Source organism: Micromonospora sp. H61 (genome assembly GCF_018070325.1).
In the GTDB taxonomy this organism is placed as follows: Bacteria; Actinomycetota; Actinomycetes; order Mycobacteriales; family Micromonosporaceae; genus Micromonospora; species Micromonospora salmantinae.
The window spans coordinates 16,378-35,397 of the sequence record NZ_JAGPXY010000058.1 but is presented as its reverse complement, the minus strand read 5'-3'; the positions used below and the strand labels follow the sequence as shown (position 1 = coordinate 35,397).

Here is a 19,020-nt window from a genome sequence, read left to right as displayed (position 1 = left end):
CTCGCTCCGCTCGTTGCTGTGCCCGCTGGTTCGCTCGCTCCGCTCGCTCACGCCACCTCGGCCGGGATGCCGGCGGTGACCCGCAACAGCTCGGGGTAGGTGGTCGGGAAGACCGCCTGGGGTACGCCACCCGCGGCCCAGATCTCCGGGTACGCCGCCAGCGCCGTGTCCACCAGGGTGCGTAGCGGGTGCGGGTGCCCGAGTGGGGCGACCCCGCCGATCGGCTGCCCGGTGTGGGCCCGGACGAACTCCGGGGTGGCCCGGCGCAGTCGGGTGACGCCGATCGATGCCGCCAGGCCGGCGGTGTCGACCCGGTGTGCGCCAGAGGTGAGGACGAGCAGCGGAGTGTCGTCCGCGTCGAAGATCAGTGAGTTGGCGATCTGGCCGACCTCGACGTCGAGTGCCTCGGCGGCCGCCGAGGCGGTGTGCACCGCGTCGGGCAGCAGACGGACCATGCTGGGCTCACCGGCGCCGTCGAGAGTGCCGGCGGCGGTGAGCGCGTCCTGCACCGCCCGTACGTTCGGGTGTGGCTGCATCCCGCCATTCTTCCCGGTCCGCTGGTGGCCGGTTCAGCCGGCCGGCACGCTCGGCGCGTCACACGTTGCATTTTCGTCGGAGGGGAGGTGTACTGTCAGCAGCAGTTAGAACGAGTGTTCGATTGCCTCGAACGCCCGTTCCAACCAGCCGGAGCGCGGCGTTTCGCGGCGCCACCTCCGGGCGGTGCGGCTCCGCGGGCCGCACCTGGGTTTCCGGGCAGTCGCGAGCCTGGTCCCAACAGGCAGGAGCGTTGCCCGCCGCCCACGACCCCCGGGCGGCGGGCGACGCACCCGCCGGTCCGCCGGCCGGGTGTGGTGTGGGGAAGCATCCACACCCGGCCGGCCACACCCGGTGCGTCTTCCTCCGCACCACCCCGACCTCGGCGTCTCGTCGGCGGCATCAGCCGCCGCAGTGGCGTCTCGGCCACGTGGAGGAGAGACATCCATGCCGACCAACCCGGCTCAGGCACCGACGGTGCCGGCGCACGTGTTGCCGCACCGCACCCCCGCCCAACTCCTCACGTTGGCCCGCCGTGGGCTGGTCGAGGCCGGCCAGACCCGACCTGACGGTCTGCGCTACGCGGCTGCCCACCTTGCTGCCCTGCGCGCGGCGGCGGCCCTGCTCGCCGCCCGGGCCCGACCCGCGCCGAGTCGACGCAACCGGATCACCAGCGTCTGGGTCCTCCTCTGCGCCGTCGCTCCGGAGCTCGACGAGTGGTCCCGGTTCTTCGCCGCGGGGGCCAGCAAGCGCGCCGCCGCCGAGGCCGGCATCCCCCGGGTGGTCAGCGCCCGGGAGGCCGACGATCTGCTCCGCGCTGCCGAACAGTTCGTCACGGTGGTGGAAACCGCGCTCGGCGTGGCCCACCAACCGGCCCTGGACGGCCTCGCCGCCTGATCCCGCCGTGCCACCGGGCGCCCGTGGGCACGGCGTGCCGGTCCTGATCTGATCCACAGCAACGACGGGGGAGTTGGTCCAATGGCGGGCCGCATGGTGGTCGGTTCCGCCGCGCTGGCCGATCTGGTGCGCCCGGCGAGCGCGCCCGACCCAGTCGGTGGCCACCGGGTGCTGCCGGTGGTGCCCGAGCTGACGGGTCTGCTGCCCAACAGGGGCCTGCGCCGGGGCAGCACCATCGCTGTCGCCGCCGGCCAGCCCCGCCGCAGCGGTGGCACCTCGCTGATGCTGGCCCTGCTCGCCGAGGCGTCCCGGGCCGGCTCGTGGTGCGCCGTGGTCGGGGTGCCGACGTTCGGTGCGGGCGCGGCGGCTGAGCTGGGCATCGCCCTGGACCGGCTGGCCCTGGTGCCGAACCCCGGCCCCGAGTGGGCCACAGTTGTCGCCGCGCTGATCGACGGGGTGGACGTCGTGGTCACCACAGTGCCGGCCTCGGTCTCCGCCTCGGTCGCCACCCGGTTGGCAGCCCGGGCCCGGCAGCGCGGCAGCGGGCGCGTCCCGTACGGCCGGTGGGACGGCGCGGACGTGACGCTGCAGGTGGTCCGGGGAGTCTGGGAGGGTCTCGGGTTGGGTCGGGGGCGGTTGCGCCGCCGGGAGATCACCGTTTCGGCGCGCGGGCGCGGGGCGGCCGCCCGGCCCAAGGAGATCAAGGTCTGGCTCCCGGGTGACGAGCTGACCCGGGTGATCCCTCGTGCGCTGCCGTCGCCCGTGGGCCGATCGGCCGCGCCACTCGCGCTGGTCGGTCGGGGGTGACCGGCGCGCCGGCGCGCACGCTGCTGCTGTGGTGCCCGGACTGGCCGGTGCTCGCCGCCGAGATCGTCGACGGGGTGCCGGCGACCGGCCCGGTCGCCGTGCTGCACGCCAATCGGGTGGTCGCCTGCTCCGAGCGGGCCCGCGCCGAGGGGGTGCGTCGAGGGCTGCGCAAGCGGGAGGCGCAGGGGCGCTGCCCGCAGCTCACCGTCGTGGAGTACGACCCCGGCCGGGACGCCCGGGCGTTCGAGCCGGTGGTCGCCGCGGTGGAGGAGTTGGTCGCCGGTGTCGAGGTGGTCCGTCCGGGTGCCTGCGCGGTGGCCGCCCGGGGGCCGGGCCGTTACCTCGGCGGTGAGGAGGCGGCCGCTGAGCGGATCATCGAACACGTGGCGCAGTCGTGCCTGGTGGAGAGCCAGGTCGGCATCGCCGACGGGGTGTTCGCGGCCGGGTTGGCCGCTCGCGCTGGCCGGGTGGTGGCACCGGGTGGGACACCGGAGTTCCTGGCCGGGTTGCCGGTCGAGGCGCTCGGCCGGTCGGCGCTGGCCGACCTGCTGCGTCGGCTGGGGGTACGCACCCTCGGCGACTTCGCGGCCCTGCCGGCCGGCGACGAGCTGGCCCGGTTCGGGTTCGACGGTGCGCTGGCCCACCGGCTGGCCGCCGGGCGGGACCACCGCCCACTCGCCGTCCGACAGCCGCCGGCCGACCTGACGGTGACCGCCGAGCACGACGAGCCGATCGACCGGGTCGACGCGGCGGCGTTCGTGGCCCGGGCGCTGGCCGAGCGGCTGCACGAACGGCTGGCCGGGCACGGGTTGGCCTGCACCCGGCTCGGCATCGAGGCGGTGACCGAGCACGGGCAGGAGTTGCACCGGGTGTGGCGGCACGATGGCCTGCTCACCGCCGCGGCCATCGCCGACCGGGTGCGCTGGCAGCTCGACGGGTGGCTCTCCGGCAGCAACGGCCGCGCCGGTGCCCGGCCGGCCCGACCGACGGCCGGCATCATCCGGCTGCGACTGATCCCGGACGGGGTGATCGCCCAGGCCGGTCTGCAGGCCGGGCTCTGGGGGGAGACCGGCGAGGAACGGGAACGCGCGCACCGGGCGTTGAGCCGGGTGCAGGGCATCCTCGGCCCGGAAGCGGTGGTCACCGCGGTGCTCGGTGGTGGGCGCTCCCCGGCCGACCAGGTGCGACTGGTGCCGTGGGGCGACGAACGCGTCCCCGCCCGTCCTGGTCCGCCGGCCGATGCCGGCGCCGACCCGGCCACCGGCCGGGGTGCAGGCGGGGTTCCGCCGTGGCCGGGCCGGCTGCCGGCGCCCGCGCCGGCGGTGGTGCTGCCCAGCCCGCTCGCGGCGACGGTGCACGACGCCGCCGGCGAGCCGGTGGTGATCAGCGCGCGGTTGGCGGTGAGTGCCCCACCGGCTCGGCTGGTGGTCGGCACCGGTCAGCCGGCGGAGATCGTGGGCTGGGCCGGCCCGTGGCCGGTGGACGAGCGGTGGTGGGCGCCGGTCGAGGCCCGCCGCCGGGCCCGGTTCCAGGTCAGCCTGGCCGACGGCGCCGCCCTGCTGCTGGCCGTCGAGGCCGGGCAGTGGTTGGTGGAGGCAATCTATGACTGAGCCGGTGCTCCCCAGGTCGGAGGCGGATGCTCGATGAGCTTCCACAACCCGAAGATGCCCTGGTCGGAGCTGGAGCGGGTGCTCTCCGGGCGGGCCAGCGGCTCCGGCCGGTCGGGCGGCGGTCGGTCGCGCGAGGAGCGGCACCTGCACGTGGTGGATCCGCTCGCCGTGGACGCCGACGGCGGCGACTCCCCGGCGTGGAGCCGCCGCCGCGAGCAGTACCAGCCACCGGAGCTGATCCGCCCCGACGGCGTGGTGCCCTACGCGGAGCTGCACGCGCACACCAATTTCAGCTTCCTCGACGGCGCCAGCCACCCGGAGGAGCTGGCCGAGGAGGCGGCCCGGCTGGGGCTCACCGCGCTCGCCGTCACCGACCACGACGGCTTCTACGGGGTGGTCCGCTTCGCCGAGGCGGCTCGTACGCTGGGCCTGCCGACCATCTTCGGCGCGGAGCTGTCCCTCGGCCTGCCCGGCCCGCAGAACGGCGAGCCCGACCCGCACGGCGCGCACCTGCTGGTGCTCGCGCACGGCCACGAGGGGTACGCCCGGCTGGCCACCACCATCGCCCGCGCCCAGCTGCGCGGCGGGGAGAAGGGCCGCCCGGACTACGGGGACCTGGAGGAGGTCGCCGCCGAGCTGCGTGACCATGTGCTGGTGCTGACCGGCTGCCGCAAGGGGCACGTGCCGGGGGCACTGCTCACCGAGGGGGTGGACGCGGCGGCCCGCGAGTTGGACCGGCTGACAGCGCTCTTCGGCGCGGAGACGGTGGCCGTGGAGCTGACCGACCACGGCCATCCCATCGACGCCGACCGTAACGACGCGCTCGCCGAGCTGGCCGCCGCGGCCGGGTTGCCGACTGTGGCCAGCAACAACGTGCACTACGCCAGCCCCGGCCGGCGTCGGCTGGCCACCACCGTCGCCGCGGTCCGGGCCCGCCGCAGCCTGGACGAGATCGACGGCTGGTTGCCCGCGGCGGCCACCGCCCACCTGCGCAGCGGCGCGGAGATGGCGGCCCGGTTCGCCGCGTACCCGGGTGCGGTGGCGCGGGCCGCCGAGTTCGGCGCCGAGTTGGCCTTCGACCTCCAGCTCGTCGCGCCGCAGCTACCGGCGTACCCGGTGCCGCCGGGGCACACGGAGATGAGCTGGCTGCGGAAGCTGACAGCTGACGGGGCACACGAGCGCTACGGGCCGCCGCAGGCGCACCCGACGGCGTACGCGCAACTCGACCACGAACTGAACATGATCGAGGAGCTGGGTTTCCCCGGCTACTTCCTGGTGGTCTACGACATCGTCACGTTCTGCCGTGACCAGGACATCTACTGCCAGGGTCGGGGTTCGGCGGCCAACTCGGCGGTCTGCTACGCGTTGCGGATCACCAATGTGGACGCGGTCCGGCACCAACTGCTCTTCGAGCGGTTCCTCGCCCCGGAACGGGACGGTCCACCCGACATCGACGTGGACATCGAGTCCGACCGCCGGGAGGAGGTGATCCAGCACGTCTACACCCGTTACGGCCGGGAGCACGCCGCCCAGGTCGCCAACGTCATCTCCTACCGGCCCCGGTCGGCAGTGCGGGACGTGGCCAAGGCGTTCGGCTACTCGCCGGGGCAGCAGGACGCCTGGAGCAAGCAGATCGACAGGTGGGGCTCGGTCGCCACTGTCGATGTCGAGAACATCCCCGAGCAGGTGGTGGAGTACGCCAACGAGTTGCAGACGTTCCCGCGACACCTGGGCATCCACTCCGGCGGCATGGTGATCTGCGACCGGCCGGTGATCGAGGTCTGCCCGGTGGAGTGGGGGCGGATGCCCGGGCGCAGCGTCCTGCAATGGGACAAGGACGACTGCGCCGCGGTGGGCCTGGTCAAGTTCGACCTGCTCGGCCTGGGCATGCTCTCCGCCCTGCACTACGGCTACGACATGATCGGGTCCCGGCTCGACCTGGGCGACATGACCCTGGACGACCCGGAGGTCTACGACATGCTCTGCCGGGCCGACTCGGTCGGGGTGTTCCAGGTGGAGAGTCGGGCCCAGATGGCCACCCTGCCCCGACTCAAGCCCCGCGAGTTCTACGACCTGGTGGTCGAGGTGGCGCTGATCCGCCCCGGCCCGATCCAGGGCGGATCGGTGCACCCGTTCATCCGTCGCAAGAACGGCCAGGAGCCGGTGACCTTCGCGCACCCATTGATGCGTAACGCCCTGGAGAAGACCCTGGGTGTGCCGTTGTTCCAGGAGCAGCTGATGCAGCTCGCCATCGACCTGGCCGGCTTCGACGCGGCCGAGGCCGACCAGTTGCGCCGGGCGATGGGCGCCAAACGGTCGGTCGAGCGGATGACCCGGATCGCCGACCGGCTCTACGCCGGGATGGCCGAGCGGGGCATCACCGGTGAGCTGGCCGACGACGTCTACCGCAAGCTCACCGCGTTCGCCAGCTACGGCTTCCCGGAGAGCCACGCGATGAGCTTCGCCTACCTGGTCTACGCCAGCTCCTGGCTCAAGCGTTACCACCCCGCGCCGTTCCTGGCCGCGCTGCTCAACGCCCAGCCGATGGGTTTCTACTCGCCGCAGACCCTTGTCGACGACGCCCGCCGGCACGGGGTGGAGGTCCGTCGTCCGGACATCAACGCCAGCGGGGCTCTGGCGGTGCTGGAGTCCACCCCGGAGACCCGGTGGGGCAGCGGGCCGGGGGAGCCGCCGCACGCCTGGGGGCTGGGCGGTCCCGCCGTCCGGCTCGGCCTGTCCGGTGTGCGGACCCTCGGCGCCGACGTGGCCGAACGGATCGAGGCCGAACGGGTCGCCGGTGGGCCGTACCGGGACATGCCGGATGTGGCCCGGCGGCTCGGTCTCACCGCCGCGCAGCTGGAGGCGTTGGCCACCGCGGACGCCTTCGCCTGTTTCGGGCTGACCCGGCGGCAGGCGCAGTGGGCCGCCGGCGCGGCGGCCCCGGACCGGCCGGGTCGGCTGCCGGGCACGGTGACCGGCGCGGCGGCGCCCACGCTGCCCGGGATGGAGGCGGTGGACCGGCTGGTCGCCGACGTGTGGGCCACCGGGTTGTCGCCGGAGAGCCACCCCGCCCGGTTCATCCGGGCTCAGCTCGACGTGCTCGGCGCGGTGCCGATCGCCCGGCTCGGCCGGGTGGAGCCGGGGCAGCGGATCCGGGTCGGTGGCATCGTCACCCACCGGCAACGCCCGGCGACCGCGGGCGGGGTCACCTTCCTCAACCTGGAGGACGAGACGGGGATGCTCAACGTCACCTGTTCGCCGGGGCTGTGGCAGCGCTACCGGCGGGTGGCGCGGACCAGCGCCGCGCTGGTGGTCCGGGGGCGGTTGCAGCGGCACGAGGGGGTGACCAACCTGGTCGCCGACCGCCTGGACGCCATCGAGCCACCGGTCAGCCCCGCCTCCCGTGACTTCCGCTGATTCAGTGATCCACATTACGGTTTCCCGAGCCGTCGAGCGGGAGACTCGTTCCGAGCGGGCAGAGCGGCCCGTGATCCGTGAGGGGGAACGACAGTGACGGGAAATCACGCGTACACCGGTGGAATCGCCAACGCCCGGCGGACCCGACTGGGCACCGGCTGGGTGCCGTCGCACCTCGCCGACCCCCGCGAGTACGAGGTGACAAACGGTCCGGTGGCCAACGAGCGCCGGTCCCGGGCGGAGGACGAGGCCGAGGGCACCGAGGCCTGACCGGCCGCCGCACCACGCACCGATCGGGCGTGTGGTGGGCGCCCCCGCCACACGCTCGCACCACCACCGGGCCGGGTGACTAGGCTCGACCGGGTGGAGCAGACCCGAGGCCGGTTCGCCGAGCCGCCGCTGACACCCCGTACCGCCGTGATCTGGTCGGTGCTCCGCGCCGAGCTGGACCGGCGCGGCGACGCCGAGCTCACAGTGCTGGACGTGGGCGGTGGCACCGGCGGTTTCGCCGTTCCGCTGGCCCGCGCCGGGCATCGCCGGGCTCGCCGCGACTGTGGCCCGGCCGCTCATCGCCGGCTTCCCGTCCACCACCCCGACCAGCCTGGTGTCGCTGGGCACCGGTGTCGCGCCGGGCGCACACGGGGTGCTCGGCTTCACAGTGCGGGTGCCCGGCACCGATCGGGTGCTCACCCACACCGACTGGGCCGCCGATCCGTCGCCGCTGCGCTGGCAGCCGGTGCCCACCCAGTTGGAGCGGGCCCGCGCCGCCGGGGTGACGACGAGCGTGGTGAGTCGTCCGGAGTTCGGCGGCAGTGGGTTGACACTGGCCGCCAACCGGGGTGGCGACTTCCGGGGCGCCGCCGGTGGGGACGCGGTGGCCACCGCCATGCTGGCCGCGCTGGCCGCCGGGGCCGGGCCCACACTGGTCTCCGGCTACCACGCCGACCTGGACCGGCACGGCCACGTCAGCGGCGTCGACTCGGCACCCTGGCGGGTCGCCGCCACCGAGGTGGACGCCCTGGTCACCCGCCTGGTCGACGGGCTGCCGCCGGACGCGGCGCTGCTGGTGACCGCCGACCACGGGCAGCTCGACATCCCTGCCGCGCACCGCTTCGACCTGGACACCGATCCGCGACTGCGCGCCGGCGTGCGGCTGGTGGCCGGCGAGGCCCGGGTGCGTTACCTGCACGTCGAGCCGGGCGCGGTCGACGACGTGCGGGCCGCCTGGTCGGAGGCGCTGGGCGCCACGGCCCGGGTACGCACCCGCGACGAGGTGGTGGCCACCGGCTGGTTCGGGCCGGTGCCCGAGGAGCACCTCGGCCGGATCGGCGACGTGGTGGTGATCTGCAACGACACGTACGCGGTCATGGCCAGTCGCACCGAGCGGCCGATGGCGTCGAAGTTGGTGGCCTACCACGGGTCGGACACCGCCGCGGAGCTGACAGTGCCGCTGCTGGTCGTCCGGGGCTGACCCGGGGACGGTTCGGCCCACTGGCCGATGGTGGTGTCGTACCCCCGGGTTAACCTGCCGGGATGGGCCGCAGCCAGTCGTTGCCCCGGGGCGACGATCCACGCTTCGGGCCGGACGCCGACGACTCCGCCAGCCCGATCCTGCACGTCGACATGGACGCCTTCTTCGCCGCCGTCGAGGTGCGCCGCCGCCCCGAGCTGCGCGGCCGACCGGTGGTCGTCGGCGGTGTCGGCCCGCGCGGGGTGGTCAGCTCGGCCAGCTACGAGGCCCGCCGGTACGGCGTCCGCAGCGCGATGCCGACCAGTCAGGCCCGGGCCCGCTGCCCCCACGCGGTCTACCTGCCACCGGATTTTTCCGCCTACACGGCCGCCTCCCGGGCCGTCATGCAGATCTTCCGGGACGTCACGCCGCTGGTCGAGCCGCTCTCCCTCGACGAGGCGTTCCTCGACGTGACCGGCGCCCGGCGGCTCTTCGGCTCTCCGGCCACCATCGCCCGGCTGATCCGTCGCCGGGTCGCCGACGAGCAGGCGCTGACCTGCTCGGTCGGGGTGGCGCCGACCAAGTTCGTGGCCAAGCTGGGCTCCACCCGGGCCAAGCCGGACGGCCTGCTGGTCGTGCCCCCGGGGCAGGTGCTCGACTTCCTGCACCCGCTGCCGGTGAACGCCCTGTGGGGGGTGGGGGAGCGCGCCGCCGAGGCGCTACGCCGGCTCGGCCTGACCACCGTCGGCGACCTCGCCGAGGCACCGGTGGGCATGCTCCGCCGGGCCGTCGGTGCCGCCTCGGCATCCCACCTGCACGAGTTGGCCTGGGGGCGCGACCCGCGCGGGGTCAGCCCCGAGCACGTCGACAAGTCGATCGGCGCCGAGGTGACCTTCGACGTCGACGTGGCCGACCCGTTGGAGATCCGCCGTGCGTTGCTCGCGCTCAGCGCGAAGGTCGGTGTCCGGTTGCGCGGCTCCGGGCAGGTCGGGCGCACCGTCTCGCTCAAGGTCCGGCTGGCCGACTTCCGCACCGTCAGCCGATCTCGCACCCTCGACGTTCCCACCGACACCGCCCGCGAGATGTTCGACACGGTCTGGGCGCTCTATACCGCGTTGGACCCTGGCGAGCGGATCCGCCTCGTCGGTGTCCGGGTGGAAGGGCTCGCCTCGGCGCAGGGCGCTCCCCGGCAACTCACCCTCGGCGCGCCCGAGCGTGGCTGGCGCGAAGCGGAAGCTGCCGCGGACGCCGCCGCTGCCCGTTTCGGGCGGTCCGTCATAGGTCCGGCCAGTCTGATGGGCGACCGTGATCCCCGTCGAAACGAAAATCCACCCCGCCCATAGGTCGTCCCGCTTTCCGACGCGCGACCCCCCTCGTAGACTTGCGGGTAAGCAGCCGGTTGGCTGCCACGGTCTGTCGGCCCGAGTGGGCCCGACCAACGTGACCGGGGAGGAGTGCCGTGCCGCTCTCGGAGCACGAGCAGCGGCTGTTCGAGCAGATCGAGCGGTCGCTTGCCGAGGACCCCAAATTCGCCTCGGCCGTGCGCGCCAGCGATCCGCGCTTCCATGCGCGGCGTCGCCTGCTCGTCGCCGCCGGCGTCATCATCGCTGGCTTGGCTCTACTGGTCTATGGCGCGGTGATCAAGACTCCACCACTGGCGGTGGCGGGCTTCGTCGTCATGCTGGCGTCGGCGGCGTTCGCGGTGCAGTCGCACCGGCGGGCGCAGTCACCCGACCTGCACGTGGTGGGCGGCACGACGAGTCGTCGTCGTCCCCGCGGTGGCCGATCCGGTCGCCGGTCGTCAATCCTGGACCGCATGGAGGACAGGTGGCGGCAGCGCCCGGAGGGGCACCGCTGAGCCGGTCCCGCCGCTGAGGCGGGCCGTACGCCGCGACGAGCGGTCGCCGGGCACAGCCCCCGGCGACCTCCGTCGTATCCGCGCGCCCTCTGCCGTTGCGCGCCCTCTGCCGTTGCGCGCTCTCCGCAGGGATGCCCCGACCCGCAGAAGCACCTCACCGAGGAGCGACCACTCTGCGCATGATCGTGCTCGGTCCTGGATGTAGTGGCATCGTGCGCCCGGGAAGGGCCTATCTCCTGGATCGAGCACGACCTAGGGTGGCGGCAGCTGAGGCGGGTGGGGCGGCGGTGGTGGCCGCCGCCCCACGGACCTGGAACTGGTCGGTCAGCGAGCGGCCCGGTCGGCCAGCAGCCGTCGAGGGTTCCACCGCAGCAGCCGGTACCGGGCCTGCCCGGTGAGCGCCACCATCCGGCCGGACCTGTCGGCCATGGCGGTGCGCCAGCGCAGCAGCACCGAGGGCGGCAGCACGGCGGCGAGCAGGCGGGTCCGTCGGTCCGCCCGTGTCGCGAGCGCCGCACGGACCGCGCGTAGCGCCGGCAGCAACCCCTCACCGGTCAGCGGATCCCGCGCGTAGCGGGCCCGCTCCTCCGCCCGGCCGAGCAGCCGCGCCGACCCGATCGCGTCGTCATCGTCGAGGGAGTCCCGGACAAGCCGGTCCGCTGTCGCCCTGGGCGTCTCGGTCGGATCGACCGGGACCCGGAAGTCCACAAGCGTGTCGAGCAGCTCCGCCCAGGCGGCGTGCGCGTCCGCGCGGGCGCGGTTGGCGTCCGCGCTGACCACCACCGGACGTGCCCCCGGCTCGCTGCCGCCGTCGACCCTCGCGGAGACCATCGCCCCGCTCGCCGCGCGGCCACTGCGTCGGCGGCGCAGGGCCATCCGGCGCAGCGCGGGCACCGCGAGCAGCACCAGCAGGGCCACCAGGCCCGCTGCCCACCACGGCCAGACCGGTGGCTGCTCGTTCGGCGTCGTCCCGCCGAGAGAGAGCCCGTCGTCGGTGTCCCGGTCGGCGTTGTCCGGGCCGGTCGACTCCGTCGAGGCGCCCGGGTCCGTCGGGGCGCTGGTGGCGCCGCTGCTCGGGCTGGGCTCCTCCGGCGCGTCAGTGTCCGGTGCCCAGGCCGACCGGGTGGAGCCGGGCACCCCGTACGCCGGGGTGGCGTCGAACGGCACCCAACCAGCCCCGTCGAAGTAGACCTCGGTCCAGGCGTGCAGGTTGAGATTGGTCAGCGTGAAGGTGTCACCGTCGCGCTTGCTGCCGTTGGTGAACCCGAAAGCCACCCGGGCCGGGATGCCGGCCGAGCGGACCAGCCAGGCCATCGCGGCGGCGTACTGCTGGCAGTAGCCGACCTTGTTGGTCAGAAAGTTGACGATGTCCTGACCGCTGCTGCCGCTCTCGGTGCTCAACCGGTAGCTGAAACCGTTGTCCGCCGAGAAGTGCTGGTAGATCGACAGCACCCGGTCGTAGTCAGTGCGTTTGCCCTGGATCAGCCCCTTGACCAGCTCCTCCACCTCGGGCACCGGCCCGGGGGTCGCGGTCATCTGTCGGCGTACGGGGTGTTCGGTAGGCAGCGGCTTCGCGGTCCGCAACGCGTCGGGTGTGAAGGTCGAGCGAACGTAGTCGAAGGAGTACTTCCGACCGCGGGAGTTCTCCCGGTTGGAGAAGACGACCTGCTGGTTGGCGTCGTAGAGCCAGTTGTCACTGAGGTCGTCGGCGCGGGTCGGTTCGGCGTACACCGGCATCAGCGACATGCTCAGGCTCTTGGTGACCTCGACGGTCGCCTGGTAGGTGGCCTGCCGCACGCCTGGCCCGGCCCGGTCGGCCGGGTTCGGCAGGTCCCGGTTGACCGACCTGCCGCTGGGGCTGCGCGCCTGGAAACCAGCGGGGCGCAACTCGTCGGCGACCGCGTAGCGCAGGTAGAACGGGTTCTGCTCGGACGTCTTCACCTTCACCAGGTCGGCCACCTGGGACTGGTTGAGCTGGCCGGCGAGCGAGGCGAAAAGGTCGATCCGACCCGACGTGCCCCCCGAGCCGGACCCGTTGCCGGTGCCGTTGCCCGGCCCTCGGCTGAGCGAGTCGAGCAGCCCGCCGGTCATGCCGGGCACCGCCAGCGGCAGCACCACCGCCAGGGCCACCCCGACCGCCGCGAGCCGACGGCCGGCGGACGCCAGCGGAGAGGCCTCCCACACGTCGACGTCACGGCCATCACCGGTGAACCGGCGCCCGAAGCGGCGCACCCGGTCGACGTTGTCGGTGACCAGCAGCCAGAGGTAACCGGCGGCGCCCACCACGAACGGCACCGCGGGGACGCTGTCCACGTAGACGGCGACCGGCACCGAGTAGATGGCGAGCATCGGCAGCCCCGCCAGCGCGGGCCGGCGCAGCCCCACGGCCAGTACGTCCACCAGCACGGCGACCCCGCCGACGCCGAGCACGGCGATGAACAGCAGCGGGTCGGTGTCCGGGACCTCGACCCCGTACGAGCGCATGTCCTGCATGGAGCCGGCGAGCAGGTCCCCGAAGTACGCGAACGTGCCCGGGGTGGGCAGGATCGCGAACAGCTCCTGGCCGCTGGGGAACAACCAGGTCAGGGCGAGCATCAGGCCGGCCAGCATGCCCAGCACCTGACCCCACAGAGGTGCCCGGGCAAGGCGGGTCAGCGCGGCCACCCCGGCCACCACGGCGACCGCGATGATGGACTCGATCAACCACGTCCAGCCCTGGAAGATGGCCGACAGCGGCGCGGCGGCCAGCAGCGTGGCAGCGGCCGCCACCATGCCGATGTTCCGAGTGCTGATCATGCGGAGAACCTTCCGTTCATCGCACACCGCCGGCGACCGTCTCGGCCAGCGCGGCCCGCAGGGCGAACCCCTGGGCGCCCCGACCGACCTGCGGCCACAGCGCCGGCAGCCGGCCGCCGTGGTCGACGCCGACCACCCGCCAGCCACTCTGCAACATGGCGAGGACGGCGGCGGCGTGGGCGTGCTCCGCCTCGGCCCGCGCCTTCTCCGGCAGGCTGAGCCAGGTGGAGCTGTTCAGGAGGAAGCCGACACAGGTGGCGCCGTTGCCCCGCAGCCCGGCCAGCAGCTCCGCCTCGGCGACGCTCACCGTGCCGAACAGGCCGATGATCAGACCGCCGTCGGCGCGTTGGCGGACCCGCTGCACGAGGCCGGTGACCTCGGCGCGCTGATCCAGTCGGACCTCCGCGAGGTGGTCGAGCAGCGCACCGTCCCCGCCGGCCTCGGAGGCGTCCACATCTGCCCCCGAGCCGGTGACCAGGCGCAACTTGTAACCGGCCTGCCGCAGGTGAACGGCGATGCTCGCGGCGGCCGAGACCGACCACTCGAAACTGGCCGTCGGCCCCTCGCCCCGGTGGCCGTACGCCCGGGTGTCCAGGACGACGGTGGCCCGGCTCTCCCACGGTTGCTCCTCGCGGCGCACCATCAGCTCACCGGTGCGGGCGGTGGACTTCCAGTGCACCCGGCGCAGGTCGTCGCCGCGCCGGTACTCCCGGGTCGCCGCGTCGTCCTCGCCGTGCACCGCCACCGAGCGGGCCCGGCTGTCGCCGCTGCCCGCGTACTCCCCGGGGAGCCGGACCGACGGCAGCGGGGTGACCTGCGGGATGACCGTCAGGTGGTCGGTGCTGGGGAAGGAGCGGGTGAGCTCGCACAGGCCGAACGGGTCGGTCATCCGGACGACCAGCGGGCCCACGTCGTAGCGGCCCCGCACGTCGGCCCGCACCGTGTACGCCACGGAGCTGGCCTGGTGCGCGCCGAGCCGCTCCAACACCACCCGGGGCCGGCTGCCCAGCGCGTAGGGCAGCCGGTCCTCCAGGAGCAGGGTGCCGGTCGGCAGCCGGGACAGGTTCTGTAGGCGCAGCACCACCCGGGAGTTGGCGCCGACCGGAACCCGGTGCGGGTCCAGGGAACGGTTGCAGGCCAGCTTGTACCGGCTCCGCCCGACGTAGGCGGCGGCCAGCAACGGCAGGATGGCCAACAGCACAGCCACCCGGAGCAGGTCCTTCTCGCCGAGGATTCCGGCCGAGATCGCCGCCGCGACCGCAGCGGCGAGGAAGGACCGCCCGCGGGTGGTCAGCCCGCGCAGCCCGGCACGCACGTCATGGCCTCCGCGGCTCGTAGGGTGCGCGACCGTTGCCGGTGGCGGGGGGCCGGGTGTCGTACGGGTTGCGCTGCCGGTCGTGTGGCAGCGGCAGGCGGTGCACCAGCTCGGAGACGATCGCGTCGGTGGTGCGCCGGGCGAGCTGCGCGTCGGCGGTCGGGATGATCCGGTGGGCGAGCACCGGCACCGCCAGGGCCTGCAGGTCGTCGGGGAGGACGTAGTCGCGGCCCTCCAGGGCGGCGACCGCCCGGGCGGTGCGCAACAGTTGCAGGGTCGCCCGGGGGGACGCGCCGAGCCGCAGGTCGGGGGCCTCGCGGGTGGCGGTGACCAGGTCGATCGCGTACTGCTTGACCGCGTCCGCCACGTGCACCTGCCGGACGGTGGCGATCAGCTGCCGGACGATGGCCGCGTCGGAGACCGCGCGCAGCTCGTGCAGCGGGTCGGTGGCGCCGTGCCCGTCGAGCATGGCCAGCTCGGCGTTGGAGTCCGGGTAACCCATAGCGATGCGGGCGGTGAACCGGTCGCGCTGCGCCTCCGGCAGCGGGTAGGTCCCCTCCATCTCGATCGGGTTCTGGGTGGCGATCACCATGAACGGGGTCTGGAGCTGGTACGTCACCCCGTCGACGGTGACCTGCCGCTCCTCCATGCACTCCAGCAACGCCGACTGGGTCTTCGGCGAGGCCCGGTTGATCTCGTCGCCGACCACCAGGTTGGCGAACACGGCACCGGGGCGGAACTCGAAGTCGTGCGTCTCCTGGTTGTAGACGCTGACCCCGGTGACGTCGCTGGGCAGCAGGTCGGGGGTGAACTGGATCCGTCGCACTGTGCAGTCGATGGACCGGGCGAGGGCCTTGGCAAGCTTGGTCTTGCCGACACCCGGGACGTCTTCGATCAGGAGGTGACCCTCGGCGAGCAGGACGGCCAGGGCGAGCCGCACGGTGGCGGTCTTACCCTCGATGACCTGCTCGATGTTGGCCACGATGGCCTCGCTGGCGGCGCGGAACTCGTCGTGCGGCAACAGGCCGCCCACCTCGTCCCAGGTCTGTTGTGTCACGGGCCTCCTCCTCGTCGCCGTCACGGCAGCTCTCTAGAGAGCACCTGGACCCGCCGTTGGGTTCGCGACGTCGAGCCTCGTTTGCCGCAGGAATCTCACTAGTCTCTCAGGCTAACCATGTTTGTCGTTATCGCCGACCCCCGCAGGTAGTCCGTCGGTTACGCACCGATATTCGCCAGCTCGGGGGAACGGGTTCGACACCGCCCGGGGGCCGGGCAGGGCGAACCGTGGAAGAGGTACACTGCGGGGCATGGCCGGAGTCTTCCTGCTTCTTACCGGGCCGTGCTGATGCGCTGAACCCAGCGACAGCACGGCGGCCCCTCCTGCGCGAGGGGCTTTTTTGTGCCCGCCGCCGGCCCGGCCCGGTGGTGCCGAGACGAAGCGAAGCGAAGCGAGGAGAGACGATGAGTGAGGCAGCCGCACCGGCGGGCGACATTCCCCCGTTCCGGTACACCGCGGCCCTGGCCGACGAGATCGAGATTCGTTGGCAGGACAGCTGGGCGCGCGAGGGCACCTTCCACGCACCGAACCCGACCGGCCCGCTGGCCGACCCGACCCACCCACGCGCTGGCGCGGAGAAGCTGTACGTGCTGGACATGTTCCCGTACCCCTCCGGGGCGGGCCTGCACGTCGGCCACCCGCTGGGCTACATCGGCACCGACTGCTACGCCCGCTACCAGCGGATGGCCGGCCGCAACGTGCTGCACGCGATGGGCTTCGACGCGTTCGGCCTGCCCGCCGAGCAGTACGCGGTGCAGACCGGCACCCACCCCCGGACCACCACCGTCGCGAACATCGAGCGGTACAAGGCGCAGCTGCGCCGGCTGGGGCTGGCGCACGACGAGCGTCGCTCGGTGGCCACCATCGACACCGACTTCTACCGCTGGACCCAGTGGATCTTCCTGCAGATCTTCAACTCCTGGTACGACCGCGACGCCAACCGGGCCCGTCCGATCGCCGAGCTGATCGCCGAGTTCGAGGGCGGTAACCGGCCCACCCCGGACGGCCGCGCCTGGGCCGAGCTGAGCGTCGCCGAGCGCCGCCAGGTCGTCGACGACCACCGCCTGGCGTACGTCTCGCAGGCGCCGGTGAACTGGTGCCCGGGGCTGGGCACCGTGCTGGCCAACGAGGAGGTCACCGCCGACGGCCGTTCCGAGCGGGGCAACTTCCCGGTCTTCAAGCGCAACCTGAAGCAGTGGATGATGCGGATCACCGCGTACGGTGACCGGCTGCTGGACGACCTGGACAGCCTGGACTGGCCCGAGCCGATCAAGCTGATGCAGCGCAACTGGATCGGCCGCTCCATCGGCGCCCACATCGACTTCCCGACCAGCGCGGCGCCGGTGCGGGTGTTCACGACCCGCCCGGACACCGTCTTCGGTGCCACCTACATGGTGCTGGCGCCCGAGCACGAGCTGGTCGACGCGCTGGCGCCGGCCAGCTGGCCGGACGGGACGAGGGACGCCTGGACCGGCGGGCACGCCAGCCCCCGGGAGGCCGTCGAGGCGTACCGCAAGGCGGCGGCCGCCAAGACCGACGTCGAGCGGCAGTCCGACAGCAAGGAGAAGACCGGCGTCTTCATCGGCGCGTACGCCACCAACCCGGTCACCGGTGGGCAGATCCCGATCTTCATCGCCGACTACGTGCTGGCCGGCTACGGCACCGGCGCGATCATGGCGGTGCCGGCGCAGGACGAGCGGGACTGGGCGTTCGCCGAGGTCTTCGAGCTGCCCATCGTCCGTACCGTGCAGCCCGCGGAGGGCTTCGACGGCAAGGCGTACACCGGGGACGGCCCGGCGATCAACAGCGCCGCGCCCGAGCGCGGCCTGGACCTGAACGGCATGGGGGTCGCCGACGCCAAGGCGGCGATCATCGCCTGGCTGGAGGCGAACGGGCACGGCGCCGGCGCGGTGACCTACCGGCTGCGCGACTGGCTGTTCTCCCGGCAGCGTTACTGGGGCGAGCCGTTCCCGATCGTCTACGACGAGACCGGCGCGGCCATCGCCCTGCCGGAGGAGATGCTGCCGGTCGAGCTGCCGGAGGTCGACGACTTCTCCCCGAAGACGTTCGAGGCCGACGACGCCAACAGCAACCCGGAGACCCCGCTGTCGCGGCGGCGCGACTGGGTCGAGGTCGAACTGGACCTGGGTGACGGACCGAAGCGCTACACCCGGGAAACCAACGTGATGCCGCAGTGGGCCGGCTCCTGCTGGTACGAGCTGCGCTACCTGGACCCGACAAACAGCGAGCGGTTCGTCGACGCGGAGAACGAGCGGTACTGGATGGGTCCGCGCGCCGACGGCGACTGCGGGGGCACCGACCTGTACGTCGGTGGCGCCGAGCACGCCGTGCTGCACCTGCTGTACGCGCGGTTCTGGCACAAGGTGCTGTTCGACCTGGGGCACGTGTCGTCGTTCGAGCCGTTCCGCAAGCTGTTCAACCAGGGCATGATCCAGGCGTACGCGTACACCGACTCGCGCGGCAGCTACGTGCAGGCCGAGGAGGTCTTCGAGCGCGACGGCGCCTACTACCTGGGTGACCTGGCGGTCAACCGCGAGTACGGCAAGATGGGCAAGTCGCTGAAGAACGTGGTGACGCCCGACGACATGTGTGCCGCCTACGGCGCGGACACCTTCCGGGTGTACGAGATGTCGATGGGCCCGCTGGAGGTCTCCCGCCCCTGGGAGACCCGGGCGGTGGTCGGCTCGTACCGGTTCCTGCAGCGGGTGTGGCGGGCCGTCGTCGACGAGCAGACCGGTGCCCTGCGGATCACCGAGGACCCGGCCGACGAGGCGACCCGCCGGCTGCTGCACAAGGTGATCGACGGGGTCCGTGGCGACATGGACGGCATCCGGTTCAACACAGCGATCGCCAAGCTGATCGAGCTGACCAACGGGCTGACCCGACTGTCGGCCACGCCCCGCGAGGTGGCCGAGCCGCTGGTGCTGATGGTGGCGCCGTTCGCCCCGCACGTGGCCGAGGAGTTGTGGCGCAAGCTGGGCCACGACACCTCGCTGACGTACGCGGACTTCCCGACCGCCGACCCGGCGCTGCTGGTGGCCGACACGGTGACCTACCCGGTGCAGGTCAACGGCAAGGTCCGTGGTCGCATCGAGGTCCCCGCCGACGCCTCCGAGGAGGTCGTCCGCGCGGCGGCCCTGGACGCGGTGGCGGCGACCCTGAACGGGAAGGAACCGCGCAAGGTCATCGTGGTCAAGGGCCGGATGGTCTCGGTCGTCGCCTGACTGCGAGCGATACGCACCGTGACGTCCACGGAGG

Annotated in this window: 12 protein-coding genes and 2 pseudogenes; 10 read left to right on the top strand and 4 right to left on the bottom strand. The window is 73.1% G+C overall.

Going from position 1 to position 19,020, the window contains the following annotated elements:
- Positions 1-47: 47 nt before the first annotated feature.
- Complete coding sequence (locus KBX08_RS24460) at positions 48-536, bottom strand: YbaK/EbsC family protein (RefSeq protein ID WP_210785722.1); 489 nt, start codon at positions 534-536, stop codon at positions 48-50.
- Between the two features lie 445 nt (positions 537-981).
- Between KBX08_RS24460 and KBX08_RS24455 the strand changes: the two genes are divergently transcribed.
- The 9 genes and pseudogenes from KBX08_RS24455 (at position 982) to KBX08_RS24415 (ending at position 10,573) form a co-directional block, all read left to right on the top strand.
- Positions 982-1,431 carry an SAV_6107 family HEPN domain-containing protein gene (locus KBX08_RS24455; protein ID WP_007463070.1) on the top strand — a complete coding sequence of 150 codons (450 nt, stop codon included), beginning with the start codon at positions 982-984 and terminating at the stop codon, positions 1,429-1,431.
- A gap of 81 nt (positions 1,432-1,512) precedes the next feature.
- A complete protein-coding gene (locus KBX08_RS24450) occupies positions 1,513-2,238 on the top strand; it encodes a hypothetical protein (protein ID WP_210785721.1) in 726 nt (241 codons plus the stop codon).
- Complete coding sequence (locus KBX08_RS24445) at positions 2,235-3,848, top strand: DNA polymerase Y family protein (protein ID WP_210785720.1); 1,614 nt, start codon at positions 2,235-2,237, stop codon at positions 3,846-3,848. Before KBX08_RS24450 ends, KBX08_RS24445 begins: the two co-directional genes overlap by 4 nt.
- Before the next feature lie 33 nt (positions 3,849-3,881).
- Entirely contained in the window at positions 3,882-7,265 is a 3,384-nt protein-coding gene (locus KBX08_RS24440; RefSeq protein WP_210785719.1) for an error-prone DNA polymerase, read from the top strand.
- Positions 7,266-7,358: 93 nt separating this feature from the next.
- Positions 7,359-7,535, top strand: a complete 177-nt coding sequence (locus tag KBX08_RS24435) for a hypothetical protein (RefSeq protein WP_167492956.1) — start codon at positions 7,359-7,361, stop codon at positions 7,533-7,535.
- Between the two features lie 75 nt (positions 7,536-7,610).
- Positions 7,611-7,809, top strand: a pseudogene (locus KBX08_RS24430) (SAM-dependent methyltransferase); the annotation flags it as partial.
- A pseudogene (locus KBX08_RS24425) lies at positions 7,789-8,736 on the top strand (alkaline phosphatase family protein); the annotation flags it as partial. The pseudogenes KBX08_RS24430 and KBX08_RS24425, both read left to right, overlap by 21 nt.
- Before the next feature lie 62 nt (positions 8,737-8,798).
- On the top strand, positions 8,799-10,058 hold the full coding sequence (locus KBX08_RS24420) for a DNA polymerase IV (RefSeq protein WP_210785718.1): 1,260 nt from the start codon (positions 8,799-8,801) through the stop codon (positions 10,056-10,058).
- Between the two features lie 116 nt (positions 10,059-10,174).
- Positions 10,175-10,573, top strand: a complete 399-nt coding sequence (locus tag KBX08_RS24415; protein ID WP_030334542.1) for a DUF3040 domain-containing protein — start codon at positions 10,175-10,177, stop codon at positions 10,571-10,573.
- Between the two features lie 324 nt (positions 10,574-10,897).
- On the opposite strand, the gene KBX08_RS24410 is transcribed toward KBX08_RS24415, so the two are convergent.
- The 3 genes from KBX08_RS24410 to KBX08_RS24400 are packed head-to-tail and all read right to left on the bottom strand — an operon-like array spanning position 10,898 to position 15,741.
- Positions 10,898-13,369, bottom strand: a complete 2,472-nt coding sequence (locus KBX08_RS24410) for a DUF3488 and transglutaminase-like domain-containing protein (protein ID WP_210785717.1) — start codon at positions 13,367-13,369, stop codon at positions 10,898-10,900.
- A gap of 16 nt (positions 13,370-13,385) precedes the next feature.
- A complete protein-coding gene (locus tag KBX08_RS24405; RefSeq protein ID WP_210785716.1) occupies positions 13,386-14,684 on the bottom strand; it encodes a DUF58 domain-containing protein in 1,299 nt (432 codons plus the stop codon).
- 1 nt (position 14,685) lies between these two features.
- Positions 14,686-15,741 (bottom strand): MoxR family ATPase, encoded by a 1,056-nt coding sequence (locus KBX08_RS24400; protein WP_091407670.1) that lies wholly within the window; start codon positions 15,739-15,741, stop codon positions 14,686-14,688.
- A 404-nt stretch (positions 15,742-16,145) separates the two neighbouring features.
- Here KBX08_RS24400 and leuS point away from each other — a divergent pair, with 404 nt between their 5' ends.
- Positions 16,146-18,986 carry a leucine--tRNA ligase gene (gene leuS / locus KBX08_RS24395; RefSeq protein WP_210785715.1) on the top strand — a complete coding sequence of 947 codons (2,841 nt, stop codon included), beginning with the start codon at positions 16,146-16,148 and terminating at the stop codon, positions 18,984-18,986.
- Positions 18,987-19,020 lie beyond the last annotated feature (34 nt).

What these genes read in the sequence shown, in the direction of transcription:
- KBX08_RS24460 (WP_210785722.1), bottom strand. Translation starts at nt 536, where the DNA reads ATGCAGCCACACCCGAACGTACGGGCGGTGCAGGACGCGCTCACCGCC.
- KBX08_RS24455 (WP_007463070.1), top strand. Translation starts at nt 982, where the DNA reads ATGCCGACCAACCCGGCTCAGGCACCGACGGTGCCGGCGCACGTGTTG.
- KBX08_RS24450 (WP_210785721.1), top strand. Translation starts at nt 1,513, where the DNA reads ATGGCGGGCCGCATGGTGGTCGGTTCCGCCGCGCTGGCCGATCTGGTG.
- KBX08_RS24440 (WP_210785719.1), top strand. Translation starts at nt 3,882, where the DNA reads ATGAGCTTCCACAACCCGAAGATGCCCTGGTCGGAGCTGGAGCGGGTG.
- KBX08_RS24420 (WP_210785718.1), top strand. Translation starts at nt 8,799, where the DNA reads ATGGGCCGCAGCCAGTCGTTGCCCCGGGGCGACGATCCACGCTTCGGG.
- KBX08_RS24410 (WP_210785717.1), bottom strand. Translation starts at nt 13,369, where the DNA reads ATGATCAGCACTCGGAACATCGGCATGGTGGCGGCCGCTGCCACGCTG.
- leuS (WP_210785715.1), top strand. Translation starts at nt 16,146, where the DNA reads ATGAGTGAGGCAGCCGCACCGGCGGGCGACATTCCCCCGTTCCGGTAC.